Source organism: Agrococcus pavilionensis RW1, from assembly GCF_000400485.1.
GTDB lineage: Bacteria > Actinomycetota > Actinomycetes > Actinomycetales > Microbacteriaceae > Agrococcus > Agrococcus pavilionensis.
On the sequence record NZ_ASHR01000014.1, the window covers coordinates 251,515 to 266,831 of the forward strand.

Genomic DNA, 15,317 nt, shown 5'->3' on the forward strand with positions numbered 1-15,317 from the left:
GGTGGATCGCATGGATCCCCAGCTCATCACCTGGATCGTCATCGGCGCGCTCGCCGTCCTCGCCGTCATCGCGATCGCCTGGATCGTCTCGGCCTCGGTCTCGATGCGCCGGCTCGGCGCGAGCGTCGACGAGCGCTGGGCGGCGCTCGCCGAGACGCTCGAGCGACGCCGCTCGGTCGCCGCGCCACTGCTCGAGGTGGCGAGCGAGCCGCAGCGAGCACAGGTGACGGATGCCTTCGCGGCGCTCGAGCGCGCGAGCGGGCCGGGGGAGAAAGCGGCCGCCGAGGCGGAGCTGCAGCGGTCGCTGCGCCCGCTCGTGCAAGCGGCGGCATCGCAGCCGGTCGGTTCCACGGCCGCGGAGGCGCGCACGGCGCTCGCGGCGCTCGACGACGACGCGCAAGCGCGGCGGCGCGACTACAACACCGGTGCGCGCGAGCTCAACGCGAAGGCCCGTCGGTTCCCGACGTCGCTGTTCGCGGGCTCGGCGGGCGGCCGGCGCGACTTCTTCGAGGTCGACCAGTCCGGCGCGGTCGCCGAGCCGCCCCGCATCCAGTTCTGACGGCTCACACCGCCGCGGCCACCTCCCGAGCCCACGTCCCCGCGCCCGCGACCTCGACGCGCTCGAGCCCCTGCCACGCCGCCGCCTCCCGCAGCGACGGCGCGACGCGCTCCGCGAGCTCTCCCGCTCGCTCGGCGTGGGCCGGCTCGACGTGCGCGTGCTGCACGCGCAGCACGCCCGCCTTGCGGTCGCTCTTGAGGTCGACGCGGCCCACGAGGTGGTCGTCGACGAGCACGGGCAGCACGTAGTAGCCGTGCTCGCGCTGCGCCGCCGGGGTGTAGATCGAGATGCGGTAGGCGAAGCCGAAGAGCCGCTCCGCCCGCGGCCGGTGCCAGACGAGCGGGTCGAACGGCGACAGGAGCGCCGTCGACCGCACGGCGCGCGGGCTCCGAGCGCAGACGCTGCGGTAGGCGGGGCGGCCCCAGCCCTCGACCTCGACCGGCTCGAGCGCGCCCGCGTCGACGAGCGCCGCGATCGCGACCTTCGTGTCGGCGATCGGGAGCCGGTGGTAGTCGGCGAGGTCGTCGACGGTCGCGATGCCGAGCGCGATCGCCGCTCGGCCGACGAGCGTGCGGTGGGCGTCGACGGCGCCGAGCTCCGCGCGCGCAGCCTCCGGGAGCACCGCGTCGGCGACGGCGTACCGGCGCTCGAAGCGCGAGCGGCCGACGGTGACGAGCTCGCCCCGACGGAACAGGATCGCGGTCGCCCAGTACGCATCCGACTTGTTCCACCACCCGCCGGGCAGCCGCTCGTGCGCGGGGTGCTCCATCTCGCTCGGCCGCATCGGTCCGCGCTCGGCGAACTCGGCGCGGACGTCGTCGATGAGGGTCGCGTGCTCAGCGGCCCACGCGTCGGTGCTGCCGCGCATCGGCTCGCGCCGCTTCCACGCCCACAGCGGCCAGTCGGCGACCGGGATGACCGCCGCCTCGTGCGCGACGTACTCGGTGTAGGCGCCGAGCGAGCGCCCGTGGTCGTGGTGGAGGAGGCGGTCGAGCGCCGGTCGATCGTAGGGGCCGAGCCGGGCGAGCAGCGGCAGGTAGTGGCTGCGCTCGAAGACGTTGACGGAGTCGAGCTGCAGCAGGCCGAGCCGCCCGATCGCGCGCTCGAGCGTGCGAGGGCCGACGCGGCCCCGTTCGCCGGGCACCGCGCCGTCGAGCCCGCTCGCGGCGACCGCGATGCGCCGCGCCTGCGCGGCGGAGATCCTCGTCGAGCGCGTCATGCGAGGCAACCTAGCAAGGGCCGCCGACGCATGCCGGTCGCGTGAGGCTCCCCGACCGTAGGATCGACCAATGATCTTCGGACGCGCGCGCGAGGCGCAGCCCCAGCCGATCGTGACACCCGCGCCGCTGGGGGTGCCGAACGGGATGCGCATCGCGGGCAGCTGGGCGTGGCGCGTCGTCGCGATCGCCGCCGCGACGGCGATCGTGCTGTGGCTCGTCGTCGTGTTCCGCATCGTCGTCATCCCGCTCGTGATCGCGGCGCTCCTCACGACCGCGCTCATGCCGATCGTCGACCGGCTGCACCGCGCGCGCTGGCCGAGGGGGCTCGCGGTCGCGGTCACGATCGTGGCCCTGCTCGTCGCCGTGACGGGCCTCGGCTGGCTCGCGGTGTCGCAGATCCGCGGCGAGTACCCGGAGCTGCAGGAGAAGGCGGTCGACTTCTGGGCCGACACGCAGGACTGGCTGCTCTCGCTCCCGTTCGGCATCACGCAGCAGGACCTCGCCGAGTTCGGCACGAACATCCTCGGCACGCTGCGCGAGGACCTCTCGTCGATCCTCTCGCAAGCGGTCTCGGTCGGCTCGACGGTCGGGCAGGTGCTCGCGGGCGCCATCCTGACGATCTTCGCGCTCATCTTCACGCTCAAGGACGGCCGGCCGATCTGGCGCTGGATCATCGGCGTGCTGCCGCGCGCCGCGCGCCCCGCGACCGACGGCGCCGGCCACGCGGGCTGGGTCACGCTCGGCAACTTCGTGCGCGTGCAGGTGCTCGTCGCGTTCATCGACGCGGTCGGCATCGGCCTCGGCGCGTGGATCCTCGGGCTCTTCTTCGGCGGCATGCCGCTCGTCCTGCCGATCGCGATCCTCGTGTTCCTCGGCTCCTTCATCCCCATCATCGGCGCGGTCGTCACCGGCGCGATCGCCGTGCTCGTCGTGCTCATCTCCTTCGGCATCTGGCCGGCGGTCATCATGCTCGGCATCGTGCTGCTCGTGCAGCAGATCGAGGGCAACGTCCTGCAGCCGATCGTGATGGGCACGGCCGTCAAGGTGCACCCGCTCGCCGTCGTGCTCGCGGTCGCCGCCGGCTCGACGATCGCTGGCATCGCGGGCGCCTTCTTCGCGGTGCCGGTCGTCGCCTTCCTCAACGTCTTCATCGCCACGATCGCCTCCGGCTCGTGGCGCACGAACCCCCGCCCGAGCGTCGAGGACGTCGTCGATGAGCGGCGCTGAGCCGGCGCTCGCGCTCGCCGACTTCGAGGCGGCCCGCGAGCGGCTCGCCGGCATCGCGCAGGAGACGCCGATGGAGCGCTCCCGCTACCTGAGCGGCATGCACGGCGCCGAGGTCTTCCTCAAGTGCGAGAACCTGCAGCGCACGGGCGCGTACAAGATCCGCGGCGCCTACAACATGCTCGCGAAGCTGCCGCCCGAGGCGCGTGAGCCCGGCGTCGTCGCAGCCTCGGCCGGCAACCACGCGCAGGGCGTCGCCTTCGCCGCGACCGCGCTCGGCATGCCCGCGACGATCTTCATGCCGGTCGGGGTCGCGCTGCCGAAGCTGCAGGCGACGCGCGACTACGGCGCGGCCGTCGAGCTGCGCGGCCTCGACTTCCAGACCGCGCTCGCCGCGGCGCTCGAGCACGTCGAGCGCACGGGCGCGACCTTCGTGCCGCCCTACGACCACCGCGACGTCATCGAGGGGCAGGGCACGGTCGGTCTCGAGATCCTCGACCAGGTGCCGGATGCGTCCACGGTCGTCGTGCCGATCGGCGGCGGCGGGCTCGCGGCCGGGGTGGCGTCCGCCATCCGGCTGCGCGCGGCGGCCCAGGGCCGCGAGGTCCGCATCGTCGGCGTGCAGGCGGAGCGCGCGGCGAGCTACGTGCCGTCGCTCGCCGCGGGGGAGCCGACGACCATCGATGCGCTCCCGACGATCGCCGACGGCATCGCGGTCGCGCGGCCCGGCGCGCTGCCCTTCGCGATCATCCGCGATGCGGTCGACGAGGTCGTGACCGTGAGCGACGACGACATCGCCCGCGCGATGATCATGCTGCTCGAGCGGGCGAAGCTCGTCGTCGAGCCCTCCGGGGCGGTCGCGACGGCGGCGATCATGACGGGACTCGTCGCCTCCGACGGTCCCACGGTCGCGGTGCTCTCGGGCGGCAACATCGACCCGCTGTTCATGGAGCGGGTGATCTCGCGCGGCCTCGCCGCGTCGCAGCGCTACCTCAAGGTGCGCATCGCGCTGCCCGACCGACCCGGCCAGCTCGCGATCATCGCGCAGATCGTCTCGGACGAGCAGGCGAACGTCGTCGAGGTGCTGCACTCGCAGCACAACGCCTGGACCTCGATCAGCGACGTGTCGATCGACATCTCGGTCACGACGCGCGGACCGGAGCACGCCGATCGCGTGCTCGAGGCGCTCCGGCGCGCGGGCTACGAGCCGCAGGTGCTCTGAGGCCTCAGGCTCTCAGCTCCACCGCTCAGCCGCGGTACGTCTCGACGTTCTTGATCTCGACCTGGATCGTCGCGCCGGTGGGCGTCTCGTAGGTCGCGCTCTCGCCGATGCGCTTGCCGATGATCGCGCGGCCCAGGGGGCTCGCCTCGCTGTAGACGTCGAGGTCGTCGCCAGCCTCGGCGATCTCGCGGTTCCCGACGAGGAACGTCGCCTCGTCCCCCGCGATCGTCGCGGTCACGACGGTGCCGGGCTCGACGACCCCGTCGGCCTCGGGCGCCTCGCCGACCTTGGCGGTGCGGAGGAGCTGCACGACCTGCGCGATGCGGGCCTCGACCTGCGCCTGGTCGTCCTTGGCGGCGTGGTAGCCGCCGTTCTCCTTGAGGTCGCCCTCGTCGCGGGCCTCTTCGATGCGCTTGGCGATCTCGGCGCGCACGGGGCCCTGGAGGTGCTCGAGCTCTGCCTGCAGGCGGTCGTACGCCTCCTGCGAGAGCCAGGTCGCCGTGGTGCCGTTCATGTCGTCTCCTGATATGCACAGAACCGGCCCCGAGTGGGCCGGTCCGTCACCCAGTCTATGGCAGCCAGCACTCCGAGACCAATCCCGTGGTCGGGCGCTCGGTCGTGCGCACCTCGAGCACATGGGTCTCGGTGCGGCGTTCCGAGGCCGGCAGATCGGTCTCGCGCCAGCCCACGATCGTGTACGCGCTGTTGAGCGCCTCGACGGCGCAGCTGACCGGTGTGCCCGGTTCGACCGTCACCTCGAAGACGACCTCGATCGTCGAGTCGTCGACGATCTCGAAGCCGAGGTCGCGAGTCTGGAGCGTCGTGCGGGAGAGATCGGTGCCGAGCGACCACACCCACAGCGTCGCCGTGACGAGCACCGCGAGGCCCGCGACGATGCCGAGCGCCCGTTCGCGGCGCGACCACGCGCGCGTTCGCCCGTAGCGGGCTTCGAGATGGGTCATCGGGGCCTGTCGTGGGAGGATGGACGGTGGATCCAGCCTACTCGCCGCGCCGATCGGCGCTGTGGGGGCTGCGGGGGAGGGAGATGCCGTGCGACGGCTGCTCGCGGTGCACGCGCACCCGGACGACGAGTCGAGCAAGGGCGCGGCGACGCTCGCCCGGTACGCCGCGGAGGGCGCCGAGGTCACCGTCGTCTCCTGCACGGGCGGCGAGAGCGGGAGCGTGCTCAACGAGCGCTTCGAGGACCGCGCCCGAGCGGCGCGCGACATGGCGGGCCTGCGCAGGATCGAGATGCGCGCGGCCCAGCAGGCGCTCGGCATCGACCACGCGTGGCTCGGCTACCTCGACTCGGGGCTGCCCGACGAGGGGGAGCCGCTGCGCTCGCTCTCCTTCGCCACGATCCCGGTCGAGGTCTCCGGGCGCGCGCTCGTGCGACTCGTCCGTCGCCTCAAGCCGCAGGTCGTCATCACCTACGACGAGACGGGCGGCTACCCGCACCCCGACCACATCCGCTGCCACGAGGTGACGATGTGGGCGCTCGAGCACGCGGCGGAGGGGCTCCCGGAGCTCGGCGAGCCGTGGGAGGTGCAGAAGCTCTACTTCGACCGCTCGATGACGGGCGTGCGCCTGCAGGCGCTGCTCGCGGCGCTCGAGGCAGCGACGCCCGACGACGAGCGGCTGCCGATGGTGCGCGAGTGGGCGGCGCGGCTCGCGGAGCGCCCCGCGACGATGACGACGCGCGTGCACGTCGGCGATCACTTCGAGGCCCGCGACACGGCCCTTCGCGCCCACGCGAGCCAGGTCGATCCCGAGTCGCGCTTCTTCTTCTGGCCGAACGAGCTGCTGCGCTCGACGTGGCCGACCGACGACTACCAGCTGGTGCGATCGCGCATCGCCGCGGCGGACGATGAGGACGACCTGTTCGCGGGCGTCGAGGAGGACTGATGCTGCTGCGCACGCCCGACGAGCTCGGCTTCGACCCCAACCAGGTGACGCCGGGCTGGATCGGCTTCACCGCGACCGCCCTCGTCGGCGCCGTCATCATCCTGCTGCTGTTCGACTTCAACCGCCGCGTGCGCCGCATCAACAACCGCGCCGAGGCGAAGGAGCGCATCGAGGCGGAGCTCGCGGCCCGCGACGCCGCGCTCGAGGGCGCCGAGCCTCCGCTCGACGAGCGAGCGGGAGGCGACGCCGAGCAGGACCGCGCCGCCGACGTCGGCCCGCCGCAGGGGGACTCCGGCCGCACGGGCGCCTGACGCGCATCAGAGGACGTTCACGGACGTCGCGCGCCACTTGCCGTCGAGCCCCTCGAGCCGGATCGCGACGGCGCGCGTGCGCCCGGCCGAGCGCACCACCGCGGCGCCCTCGACCACGCCGTCGGCAGGATGGCACGCGCGCACGCTGCTGACCTCGAACCCCGGCACGGTGCGGGTGAGCTGTCGGCCGCGCCGACGGCGCGCGGCGAGCGCCCGCTCGGTGAGCTGGTCGTAGGTCGACTCGGTCACCCAGCGCGCGATCTGCTGCACGTCGCGCACCCCGAGCAGGATCTCGATCACGCGTGCGGTGAGGTTCTCGAGCAGCGGCACGGGGTCGGGCAGCTCTGCCGACGAGCAGGGCTGGAAGTCGAAGAACTCCTCCGCGTCGACCGATGTCATCCGTCGTCTGTGGGTCTCCACGCGCCGCCCCCTCGCATCCGCCGTGCCCCCGCGGCGGCCCGAGAAGGCACCGTCGTGGGGGCGAACATAGTCGTAACGGTGTTCTGCGCGTGATGGGCAGTTCTGCCCTGTGGAGAACGCGGTGGGCGCGAGAGGCCGCCGCGGTTAGATTCGCCCGCGTGCGGTTCGAGGACCTCTTCGACGATCTCGAGAGCCAGCTCGAGGCCGAGCTGGGCGCCGAGCGGCGCGATCTCGAGGCCGAGGAGGAGCGCTTCCGCATCGGCCGGCTCGAGCTGCGCGACCGCATCGCGGCGGCGCCGCGCACGCTCGACCTCGCCCTGCGCGCGGGCGGACGACTGCGGCTGCGGCGCATGGCGCTCGGCCGCGACTGGCTCAACGGCATCGTGCTCGAGGGCGCGCCGGCAGAGAGCGGCGCGATCGTGCCGCTGCACGCGATCGTCGGCGTCGAGCTCGATCACGACGGAGTGCTGGAGTCCGCGCGCGCGGTGCGAGAGCCCGGCGACCTGCAGGCGCGGCTGAGCTTCGGCTTCGCGCTGCGCGACCTCGCCCGCCGTCGCGCGACCGTCATCCTCGAGGGCCGAGCGCCGATCGCGGGGACGATCGACCGCGTCGGTCGCGACCACCTCGACCTCGCGGTGCACGAGCCGGGGGAGCGCCCGCGCCGCTCGAGCGTGCGCGCGTGGCGGCTCGTGCCCTTCTCGGCCTTCGACTGGGTGCGGCTGCCCTGACCCCGCCTAGTGCTGGCCGAAGAGGTCGGCGACGCTCGCCGACTGCGCCTGCCGCCACAGGCCTCGGCGGCGCTCGAGCTCGAGCTCCCGGTCGATCCACGCCTGCACCTCGTCGTCGGCGATGCGCCACGCGCCGCGCACGCGCACCCCGACGAGGTCGCCGGCCTCGAGCAGCTCGACGACCGCGGTCGGCGAGGTGCCGAGCACCTCGGCGACATCGGCGAGGGCGAGGAATCGCCGCGGTGGCATCGACATGGCCCCATTGTGGGCCAGTCCCGGTGGGAGTGCCCCGAGCCTGTGGAGAACTTCAGCGAAGCCGTGCGCGGCTCTGCGACGCTCGAGCGATCCGGGAGGGGAGGACGCCGTGGCCGCTCGCCGCACGTGGATGGACCCGAGGCTCGTGATCGGCGTCGCCCTCGTGCTCGCCTCGCTCGCGGGCGTCTGGCTCGTGGTGCAGCAGTCGTCGAGCAGCGATCGCGCGTGGGCGGCGACGCGCACGCTCCTGCCGGGCGACACCATCGCGGCGGGCGACGTCGCGCCGGTCGACGTGCGGCTGCCGCAGTCGCAGGAGCGCTACCTCGACGCGAGCGCCTCGCCGATCGGGATGGTGGTCGCCTCGACGATCGGCGAGGGCGAGGTGCTCCCGGTGCGCGCCGTCGGCGGGGCGGCGTCCGCGTCGCGCTCGGCCGTCGTGATCGAGCTCGACGGCGCGCTCCCGACCGCCGTGCGCGCCGGTGCGCTCGTCGACGTGTGGACGGCCGCGCCGAGCGACGACGGCTTCGAGGCGCCCGGGGTGCTCGTCGACGAGGCGATCGTCGTCGGGCTCGTCGAGGACGACGGCATCCTGGCATCGGCGGCGGCGCAGCTCGAGCTGCTCGTGCCGACCGATGCCACGGCCGCGCTGCTCGAGGCGATCGCCGACGAGCACGCGCTCAGCGTCGTGCCGCTCGCGCAGCCGGTCGAGGCGGCGCCGTGAGCGTGCTCGCCGTCTCCGCGCCGCTCGAGCGGGAGGATGCGATCGTGCGCGAGGCCGCGCGGCACGGGCACCGCGTCGCGATCCGCGCCGCGACGGCCGCCGATCTCATCGACCGGCTCGCCGCGAGGTCGAGCGACGCCGCGCCGGCGCTCGACCTCGTGCTCGTCGTCGCCGACGAGCACCACGCGAGTCGGGCGCTCGTCGACGCGTGCGACGCCCGCGGCCTCCGACTCGTGGCGCTCGCCGACGATGCCGCCGAGCGCGCGAGGGCGCGCACGCTCGGGCTCGAGGCCGTCGCGTGGGCCGACGGGTTCGCGGCGATCGAGGCCGCGGCGGCACCCGCGGCCGCGGGGCTGCCCTCGCGCTCGCGCCCCCGCGGGAGGGTCATCACCGTGTGGGGGCCTGCGGGAGCACCGGGTCGCACGACGACGGCGATCGCGCTCGCCGCGGAGCTCGCGCTGCTCGGCGGCTCGACCGCGCTCGTCGACGCCGACACGACGAGCGCCTCGATCGCGCCCGCGCTCGGCCTGCTCGACGAGTCGCCCGGCTTCGCGGCGGCCGCGAGGCTCGCCCGCGCGGGGAGCCTGACGGTCGACGAGCTCGACCGCATCGCGCAGCAGGTGCCCACGATGGGCGGCGTGCTGCGCGTGCTCACCGGCATCGGCCGCGCGAGCCGCTGGCCCGAGCTCGGCGCCGACCGCGTCGCTGAGGTGCTCGAGCGCTGCCGTGACTGGGCCGACGCGACGGTCGTCGACGTCGCCTCGAGCCTCGAGCAGGACGAGGAGATCTCGAGCGACATGTTCGCGCCGCGCCGGCACGCCGCGACGCTCGCGGCGCTCGAGGCGGCCGACGAGGTCGTGGTCGTCGCGAGTGGCGACGCCGTGGGCGTCGCGCGGCTCGTGCGGGCCCTGCCGGAGCTGCGGGCGATCGCTCCGAGCGCGCGCACGCGCGTCGTCGTCAACAAGCTGCGCCCGTCGGCGGTCGGCGTCGCGCCCGAGCGCGCCGTGCAGGAGACGCTGCGGCGGCTCGCGCAGGTGAGCCCCGCCGCGTGCTGGCCGTTCGATGGCCGGGCGGCCGACGCGGCGCTGCTCGAGGGACGACCGCTCGTCGACGTCGCGGGCCGCTCGCGGCTCCGGCGGCGCGTGCAGGAGCTCGCGCTCGCGCTCCAGCCGCGGGAGGCGCAGCCGAGCCGAGCGTCGCTGCGCGCGGCCGAGCGGCCGCGGCGCGCGTGGAGGGCCGCGGTACGCTGATCGGGTGACGAGCCTCACGTCGATCGCCCAGCGCTACGGGACCGTCGATGACGACGATCTGCGCTGGCTGCACCGGCTCGTCTCCGACTTCCAGCTGCTCGCCGACCTCGCCATCGGCGACATCGTGCTGTGGCTGCCGACCGGCGACGACGACGGCTTCATCGCCGCGCAGCACGCCCGCCCCGCAGGTGCCGCGACGCTCTTCTACCGCGACATCGTCGGTCAGCCGGTGCGGAACGCCTGGCGCGAGCAGGTCTCGCGCGCGTTCGCCGAGGGCGTCGCGCTCACGGGCGACTCGCCCGTGTGGGGGGCGGAGGGCGACGCGAAGGTGCGTGCGATCCCGGTGCGACGGCGCGAGGCGGAGCCCTCGACCCGAGTGGTCGAGCGGCCGATCGCCGTCATCACGCGGCACTCGAACTACGCCGACACGCGCAGCGCCGGTCGGCTCGAGCGCACCTTCAAGGAGTGCGCCGACGAGCTCTTCCGCATGATCGCGGGCGCCGACTTCCCCGACCAGGCCGCGCCCACCGAGCCCAGGCGCGGTGCCGTGCGCGCATCCGACGGGCTCATGCGGCTCGATCAGGCGGGCGTCGTGACGTTCGCGAGCCCGAATGCCCTCTCGGCGTTCACGCGGCTCGGCTTCGACGGCGAGCTCGAGGGCGAGTCGCTCGCGGAGATCACGACCGAGCTGCTCGACGACTCGCACGAGGTCGACGAGGCGCTGCCGCTCGTGGTCACCGGCCGCGCGCCGTGGCGCACCGACATCGAGACGCGACACGTGACGCTCTCGCTGCGCGCCGTGCCGCTGCGCGCGGGCGCCGAGCGGCTCGGGGCGATCGTGCTCGTGCGCGACGTGACCGACCTCCGGGTGCAGGAGCAGACGCTCATCACCAAGGACGCGACGATCCGCGAGATCCACCACCGGGTGAAGAACAACCTGCAGACCGTCGCCGCGCTGCTGCGCATCCAGTCGCGCCGCACGAAGAGCGACGAGGCGCGCACGTCGCTGCAGGATGCCGAGCGACGCGTCTCGTCGATCGCGGTCGTGCACGACACCCTCTCGGAGGGGCTGAGCCAATCGGTCGACTTCGACGCCGTCTTCGATCGCGCGATGAAGCTCACGAGCGAGCTCGCGTCGCTGCACGCGGCCCGGGTGCGCACCGAGCGCATCGGCTCGTTCGGCGTGCTGCCGAGCGGCTACGCGACGCCGCTCGCGCTCGCGCTCACGGAGCTCGTGACGAACGCCGTCGAGCACGGCCTCTCCGGCAAGCAGGACGGCCTCGTGCGGATCACCGCGCGGCGCGAGGCTGGCTGGCTCACGGTGCAGGTGTGTGACAACGGCGTGGGGCTGCCCGCCGGCCGCGTCGGCTCCGGGCTCGGCACGCAGATCGTGAAGACGCTCGTCACGGGCGAGCTCTCCGGCACGATCGACTGGGGAGCCCGCGCGGTCGAGGGCACCGAGGTGACGGTGCGGGTGCCGCTCGCCTACATCCGCGAGCCCGACGAGGACTGAGCCCGACGCATCCGCCCACGAAGAAGCGGGGCCGCCCTCAGGCGACCCCGCTCTCGATGCTGCTGCTGAGCGTCAGCCGGCGCGACGGGCGCGCGCGGCGCGGCGCTTGAGCGCGCGGCGCTCGTCCTCGGAGAGGCCGCCCCACACGCCGGAGTCCTGGCTCGTCTCGAGCGCGTACTGCAGGCACATCTCGGTGACCGGGCACGTCGCGCACACGGCCTTCGCCTTCTCGATCTGCTCGAGCGCGGGGCCGGTGTTGCCCACCGGGAAGAACAGCTCGGGGTCTACCGTCAGGCAGGCAGCGTCATCACGCCAGTCCATACATGTGCTCCTTGTACATTGGAGGGGGAGAGCGCGCTCGCGGAACAGCCGCAGCGCAGAAGTCTTTGGGCGCTGCAGCACTGCCGCCCGACGTTCCATGCTTCCACAGGCACTCCGGAGAGGCAAGGGTTTTCTGCTGTGAGCGATGACGCGAGGGTGCGCCCGAGCACCGCGACGACGGTCGGGATCCTGCTGCTCCTGGAGGGCCTCGGCATGATCGCGGTGGCCGTGTGGCTCACGTTCGGAGCGCTCGGGAGCGCGGCCGAGCACATCGCCGGCGGCCTGTTCCTCGCGGTGCTCGCGGCGGGCGCCGCGCTCTTCCTCGCGCTCGCCGGCAAGGCGATGCTCGACGGCCGCGCGTGGTCGCGAGCGGCCGCCGTCGTGTGGTCGGTGCTGCAGCTCGGCGTCGCCCTCGGCACGTTCGACGGCGGCGAGGGTCCCGTGTGGCTCGCGCTCATCCTCGCGGGCCTCTCGGCCGCGATCTTCATCCCCGTGCTGCGGCGCAGCGTGACGGAGTGGCTGCGCCGCGAGGAGTGAGCCGGCGGCTCAGCCGCGGAAGGCGAGCCGCTTGTCGAGCATGTCGAGGTGGCCCTTCGCCTTGGTGTTGTAGAAGGCGTGCGTGATGACGCCCTCCTCGTCGAGCACGAAGGTCGAGCGGCGCACGCCCTCGACGATGCGGCCGTAGCTGTTCTTCTCGCCGAACGTGCCCCACGCGCGGTGCACCTCGAGGCTCTCGTCGCTCAGCAGCGGGAACGTGATGCCGTCCTTGTCGCGCGCCCGCGCGAGCTTCTCGACCGGGTCCTTCGAGATGCCGACGACCGCGTAGCCCTGCTCGCCGAGGTCGGGGAGCGCGTCGCGGAAGTCGCACGCCTGCTGCTTGCACGCGACGGTGAGCGCCTCGGGGTAGAAGTAGACGATCACCTTCTGGCCGCGGAGGTCGGCGAGCGAGACGCTCGAGCCGTCCTGGTCGGGGAGGGTGAAGTCGGGTGCGGGCATGCCGGGAGCGAGGTGGGTCATCCACTCCATCCAAGCAGAGCGGATGCGTCGGCCCGGCCCGAGCGAGACGGCTCGGTCGAGGTGCGCCCGCCGACTGTGCTATCGTTGTTCCTCGGTCGAGAGACCATGCACCTCTAGCTCAATTGGCAGAGCAGTTGACTCTTAATCAATTGGTTCCGGGTTCGAGTCCCGGGGGGTGTACAGCGAGAGGGCCCGGCGTGATGCCGGGCCCTTCGTCATGCGGCGAGCGCTACTGCCGGTACGACGCGAGGAAGTTGCCGATCCGCTCGACCGCGGTCTCGAGGTCGCGCTTCCACGGGAGCGTGACGATCCGGAAGTGGTCGGGCGCGGGCCAGTTGAAGCCCGTGCCGTGCGTCACGAGGATCTTCTCCTGCCGCAGCAGGTCGAGCGCGAGGCGCGCGTCGTCGTGGATCTCGTGCACCTCGGGGTCGAGCCGCGGGAACGCGTAGAGCGCGCCCTTCGGGTTCACGACGCTCACGCCGGGGATCGCGTTCAGGCCCTGCACCGCGGCGTCGCGCTGCTCGAGCAGGCGCCCGCCCGGCAGGATGAGGTCCTCGATCGACTGGTGGCCGCCGAGCGCCACCTGGATGCCGTACTGCGCCGGCACGTTGGGGCACAGCCGCGTCGAGGCGAGCAGCGTGAGCCCCTCGAGGAAGCCCCGCGCGTGGTCCTTCGGGCCCGTGATCGCGAGCCACGCGGCGCGGAAGCCCGCCGCGCGGTAGGTCTTCGACAAGCCGTTGTAGGTGAGCGTCAGCAGGTCGGGCGCGAGCGTCGCGATCGAGACGTGCTCGGCGTCGTCGTAGAGGATCCGGTCGTAGATCTCGTCGGCGAGGATGAGCAGCGAGTGGCGCCGCGCGAGGTCGACGATGCCCTGCAGCACCTCGCGCGAGTAGACCGCGCCCGTCGGGTTGTTGGGGTTGATGACGACGATCGCCTTCGTGCGCGGCGTGATCTTGGCCTCGACGTCCTCGAGGTCCGGCGCCCAGCCCGCCGACTCATCCGTCAGGTAGTGGATGGGCGTGCCGCCGCCGAGCGACGTCATCGCCGTCCAGAGCGGATAGTCGGGCGCCGGGATGAGCACCTCGTCGCCCGCGTCGAGCAGCGCCTGCATCGTCATCGTGATGAGCTCCGAGACGCCGTTGCCGAGGTAGACGTCGTCGACCGTGAGCTGCGGGAAGCCCGGCACGTCCTCGTAGCGCGCGACGACCGCACGGCGTGCGGGCAGCACGCCCTTCGAGTCGGAGTAGCCCTGCGCGGCGTGCAGGTTGGCGATCATGTCCTGCACGATCGTGTCGGGGGTCTCGAAGCCGAACGGCGCGGGGTTGCCGATGTTGAGCTTCAGGATGCGGTGGCCCTCCGCCTCGAGCCGCGCCGCCTCGGCGGCCACCGGGCCGCGGATCTCGTAGAGCACGTGCTTGAGCTTCGACGACTGGTCGAGCGACTTGAGAGCCATTGCCCCATGCTAGGCGCGCGCCCGTGCCGCAACCGTCAGCCCGGCAGCTGCAGCAGCCCTCCCGGCGAGCGGGTCGTCGCGGCCGCGACCGCCATCGCGCGCTCGAGCGGACCGACCCAGCCGCCCTCGTGCTCGCGGGCGATGACGGATGCGGTGAGGGACGCGAGCACGCTGTCACCGGCCCCGATCGTGTCGACGATGGGCGCCGCGAGCGCGGGCACCGCCGCGTCGACCGCGCCGTCGCCGGTCACGATCGTGGCTCCGCCCGGACCGCGCGTGACGGCGACCGCCCGGGCGCCCGCCGCGATGAGCCGCGCGGCCGTGTCGTCGGCGTCCTCGCCGTAGACGAGCTCGGCGTCCTCGTCGGAGAGCTTCACGAGCAGCGCGCGGGCCGCGAGCGCGTCGAGGCCCGCGGCGAAGCGCTCGACGGCACCAGCCGCGCGCAAGTAGGCCGGTCGCGCGTTCGGGTCGATCAGCAGCCGCTCGCGGGAGCGGTCGAGCTCGAGGAGCGGCGCGATCTGCCGCTCGTGCTCGAGCGCGAGGCACGAGACGACCACGAGCGGCGCCTCCTCGAGCACGTGCTCGAGCCCGCCGAGCTCGACGAAGCGTCCGACGCCCGCGGCGTTGAACTCGTAGCGCATCGTGTCGCCCTCGCGCACGGCGGTCGCGACCGCGGTGCCGAGCGGCGCGGCGGTCGCGACGAGCTCGAGGCCGTGGCGCTCGCAGTGCTCGCGCAGCACGCGGCCCGGCTCGTCGTCGCCGACCATCGCGACGAGGCGCGCCGGCACGCCGAGCCGGGTCAGGCCGACCGCGACGTTGAGCGCGGCGCCGCCGGGATGGGCTGCGCCGTCGATCGCGTCGACGAGCGCATCGCCGATGACGACGACCGGCGCGGTCATCGGTGCTCCGGGCATCCGCTCAGCGGCGCTTCTTGGCGGCCTTCTCGAGCTCGCGCTCGAGCTCCTGCTGGCGCGTGCCCTCGTCGCGCTGGTTCACCGCGCCGATCGCGAGCGCGACGCCGATGCCCCAGCTGACCCACAGCAGGGCGAGTCGCCAGTCGCGCGGCCCCTTCTGGGTCGCCTTCGCGACACCGATGCCGCTTGCCACCGACGACAGCACGCCGGCGTTGAACAGGTACTTGCGCATCCCGCCTCCTCGTCGGGCCAAACCTAGCGCGCGTGCGTGCACGGATGCCTGG

The 15,317-nt window shown here is 73.4% G+C and carries 20 protein-coding genes and 1 tRNA gene; 11 read left to right on the forward strand and 10 right to left on the reverse strand.

Annotated features, from left to right (window positions below; genetic code table 11):
- The first annotated feature begins 10 nt into the window (after nucleotides 1-10).
- Nucleotides 11-559 carry a LemA family protein gene (locus tag L332_RS19815; protein WP_021009999.1) on the forward strand — a complete coding sequence of 183 codons (549 nt, stop codon included), beginning with the start codon at nucleotides 11-13 and terminating at the stop codon, nucleotides 557-559.
- A gap of 4 nt (nucleotides 560-563) precedes the next feature.
- On the opposite strand, the gene L332_RS19820 is transcribed toward L332_RS19815, so the two are convergent.
- Nucleotides 564-1,778, reverse strand: coding sequence for a winged helix-turn-helix domain-containing protein (locus L332_RS19820; protein ID WP_021064934.1), 1,215 nt, complete (start codon nucleotides 1,776-1,778; stop codon nucleotides 564-566).
- Between the two features lie 70 nt (nucleotides 1,779-1,848).
- Between L332_RS19820 and L332_RS19825 the strand changes: the two genes are divergently transcribed.
- Both L332_RS19825 and ilvA read left to right on the forward strand, forming a co-directional pair.
- Nucleotides 1,849-3,006, forward strand: a complete 1,158-nt coding sequence (locus tag L332_RS19825) for an AI-2E family transporter (protein ID WP_021010000.1) — start codon at nucleotides 1,849-1,851, stop codon at nucleotides 3,004-3,006.
- The gene (ilvA, locus tag L332_RS19830) at nucleotides 2,993-4,225 is read left to right on the forward strand and encodes a threonine ammonia-lyase (protein ID WP_021010001.1); all 1,233 of its coding nucleotides are present in this window, start codon (nucleotides 2,993-2,995) and stop codon (nucleotides 4,223-4,225) included. The genes L332_RS19825 and ilvA overlap by 14 nt, the downstream gene beginning before the upstream one ends.
- A gap of 25 nt (nucleotides 4,226-4,250) precedes the next feature.
- Here ilvA and greA read toward each other — a convergent pair whose 3' ends face one another.
- Entirely contained in the window at nucleotides 4,251-4,739 is a 489-nt protein-coding gene (gene greA / locus L332_RS19835) for a transcription elongation factor GreA (RefSeq protein WP_021010002.1), read from the reverse strand.
- A 55-nt stretch (nucleotides 4,740-4,794) separates the two neighbouring features.
- Nucleotides 4,795-5,187, reverse strand: coding sequence for a DUF4307 domain-containing protein (locus L332_RS19840; protein WP_021010003.1), 393 nt, complete (start codon nucleotides 5,185-5,187; stop codon nucleotides 4,795-4,797).
- A gap of 88 nt (nucleotides 5,188-5,275) precedes the next feature.
- Between L332_RS19840 and mca the strand changes: the two genes are divergently transcribed.
- Nucleotides 5,276-6,130, forward strand: a complete 855-nt coding sequence (gene mca / locus L332_RS19845; RefSeq protein WP_021010004.1) for a mycothiol conjugate amidase Mca — start codon at nucleotides 5,276-5,278, stop codon at nucleotides 6,128-6,130.
- Nucleotides 6,130-6,441: a hypothetical protein gene (locus tag L332_RS0114925; RefSeq protein ID WP_021010005.1), complete on the forward strand. Its 312-nt coding sequence runs from the start codon at nucleotides 6,130-6,132 to the stop codon at nucleotides 6,439-6,441. Before mca ends, L332_RS0114925 begins: the two co-directional genes overlap by 1 nt.
- A 6-nt stretch (nucleotides 6,442-6,447) precedes the next feature.
- Here the strand turns inward: L332_RS0114925 and L332_RS19850 are convergent, their stop codons facing one another.
- Nucleotides 6,448-6,840 (reverse strand): Rv3235 family protein, encoded by a 393-nt coding sequence (locus tag L332_RS19850; protein WP_021010006.1) that lies wholly within the window; start codon nucleotides 6,838-6,840, stop codon nucleotides 6,448-6,450.
- Between the two features lie 179 nt (nucleotides 6,841-7,019).
- Between L332_RS19850 and L332_RS19855 the strand changes: the two genes are divergently transcribed.
- The gene (locus tag L332_RS19855; protein WP_021010007.1) at nucleotides 7,020-7,589 is read left to right on the forward strand and encodes a hypothetical protein; all 570 of its coding nucleotides are present in this window, start codon (nucleotides 7,020-7,022) and stop codon (nucleotides 7,587-7,589) included.
- A gap of 6 nt (nucleotides 7,590-7,595) precedes the next feature.
- On the opposite strand, the gene L332_RS30300 is transcribed toward L332_RS19855, so the two are convergent.
- Nucleotides 7,596-7,844, reverse strand: a complete 249-nt coding sequence (locus L332_RS30300; protein ID WP_021010008.1) for a helix-turn-helix domain-containing protein — start codon at nucleotides 7,842-7,844, stop codon at nucleotides 7,596-7,598.
- 109 nt (nucleotides 7,845-7,953) lie between these two features.
- Between L332_RS30300 and L332_RS19865 the strand changes: the two genes are divergently transcribed.
- Genes L332_RS19865 through L332_RS19875 form a run of 3 tightly spaced genes read left to right on the forward strand, consistent with a single transcriptional unit; the run spans nucleotide 7,954 to nucleotide 11,328 of the window.
- Nucleotides 7,954-8,565, forward strand: coding sequence for a membrane protein (locus tag L332_RS19865; protein ID WP_021010009.1), 612 nt, complete (start codon nucleotides 7,954-7,956; stop codon nucleotides 8,563-8,565).
- On the forward strand, nucleotides 8,562-9,815 hold the full coding sequence (locus L332_RS30705) for an AAA family ATPase (protein WP_021010010.1): 1,254 nt from the start codon (nucleotides 8,562-8,564) through the stop codon (nucleotides 9,813-9,815). The genes L332_RS19865 and L332_RS30705 overlap by 4 nt, the downstream gene beginning before the upstream one ends.
- 4 nt (nucleotides 9,816-9,819) lie before the next feature.
- Entirely contained in the window at nucleotides 9,820-11,328 is a 1,509-nt protein-coding gene (locus L332_RS19875; protein WP_021010011.1) for a sensor histidine kinase, read from the forward strand.
- 72 nt (nucleotides 11,329-11,400) lie between these two features.
- Here the strand turns inward: L332_RS19875 and L332_RS19880 are convergent, their stop codons facing one another.
- Nucleotides 11,401-11,649: a WhiB family transcriptional regulator gene (locus tag L332_RS19880; protein WP_021010012.1), complete on the reverse strand. Its 249-nt coding sequence runs from the start codon at nucleotides 11,647-11,649 to the stop codon at nucleotides 11,401-11,403.
- 138 nt (nucleotides 11,650-11,787) lie between these two features.
- Here L332_RS19880 and L332_RS0114930 point away from each other — a divergent pair, with 138 nt between their 5' ends.
- Nucleotides 11,788-12,186, forward strand: coding sequence for a hypothetical protein (locus L332_RS0114930; protein WP_021064935.1), 399 nt, complete (start codon nucleotides 11,788-11,790; stop codon nucleotides 12,184-12,186).
- 9 nt (nucleotides 12,187-12,195) lie between these two features.
- On the opposite strand, the gene bcp is transcribed toward L332_RS0114930, so the two are convergent.
- Nucleotides 12,196-12,666, reverse strand: coding sequence for a thioredoxin-dependent thiol peroxidase (gene bcp, locus L332_RS19885; RefSeq protein ID WP_021010014.1), 471 nt, complete (start codon nucleotides 12,664-12,666; stop codon nucleotides 12,196-12,198).
- A 107-nt stretch (nucleotides 12,667-12,773) separates the two neighbouring features.
- On the opposite strand from bcp, the gene L332_RS19890 reads away from it, so the two are divergent.
- A tRNA-Lys gene (locus L332_RS19890) sits at nucleotides 12,774-12,846 on the forward strand.
- Nucleotides 12,847-12,895: 49 nt separating this feature from the next.
- On the opposite strand, the gene L332_RS19895 is transcribed toward L332_RS19890, so the two are convergent.
- The 3 genes from L332_RS19895 to L332_RS19905 are packed head-to-tail and all read right to left on the reverse strand — an operon-like array spanning nucleotide 12,896 to nucleotide 15,265.
- Entirely contained in the window at nucleotides 12,896-14,119 is a 1,224-nt protein-coding gene (locus L332_RS19895; protein ID WP_021010015.1) for a pyridoxal phosphate-dependent aminotransferase, read from the reverse strand.
- A 35-nt stretch (nucleotides 14,120-14,154) separates the two neighbouring features.
- On the reverse strand, nucleotides 14,155-15,018 hold the full coding sequence (locus L332_RS19900) for a PfkB family carbohydrate kinase (RefSeq protein ID WP_021010016.1): 864 nt from the start codon (nucleotides 15,016-15,018) through the stop codon (nucleotides 14,155-14,157).
- A gap of 19 nt (nucleotides 15,019-15,037) precedes the next feature.
- Nucleotides 15,038-15,265: a hypothetical protein gene (locus tag L332_RS19905; protein WP_021010017.1), complete on the reverse strand. Its 228-nt coding sequence runs from the start codon at nucleotides 15,263-15,265 to the stop codon at nucleotides 15,038-15,040.
- Between the last annotated feature and the right edge of the window lie 52 nt (nucleotides 15,266-15,317).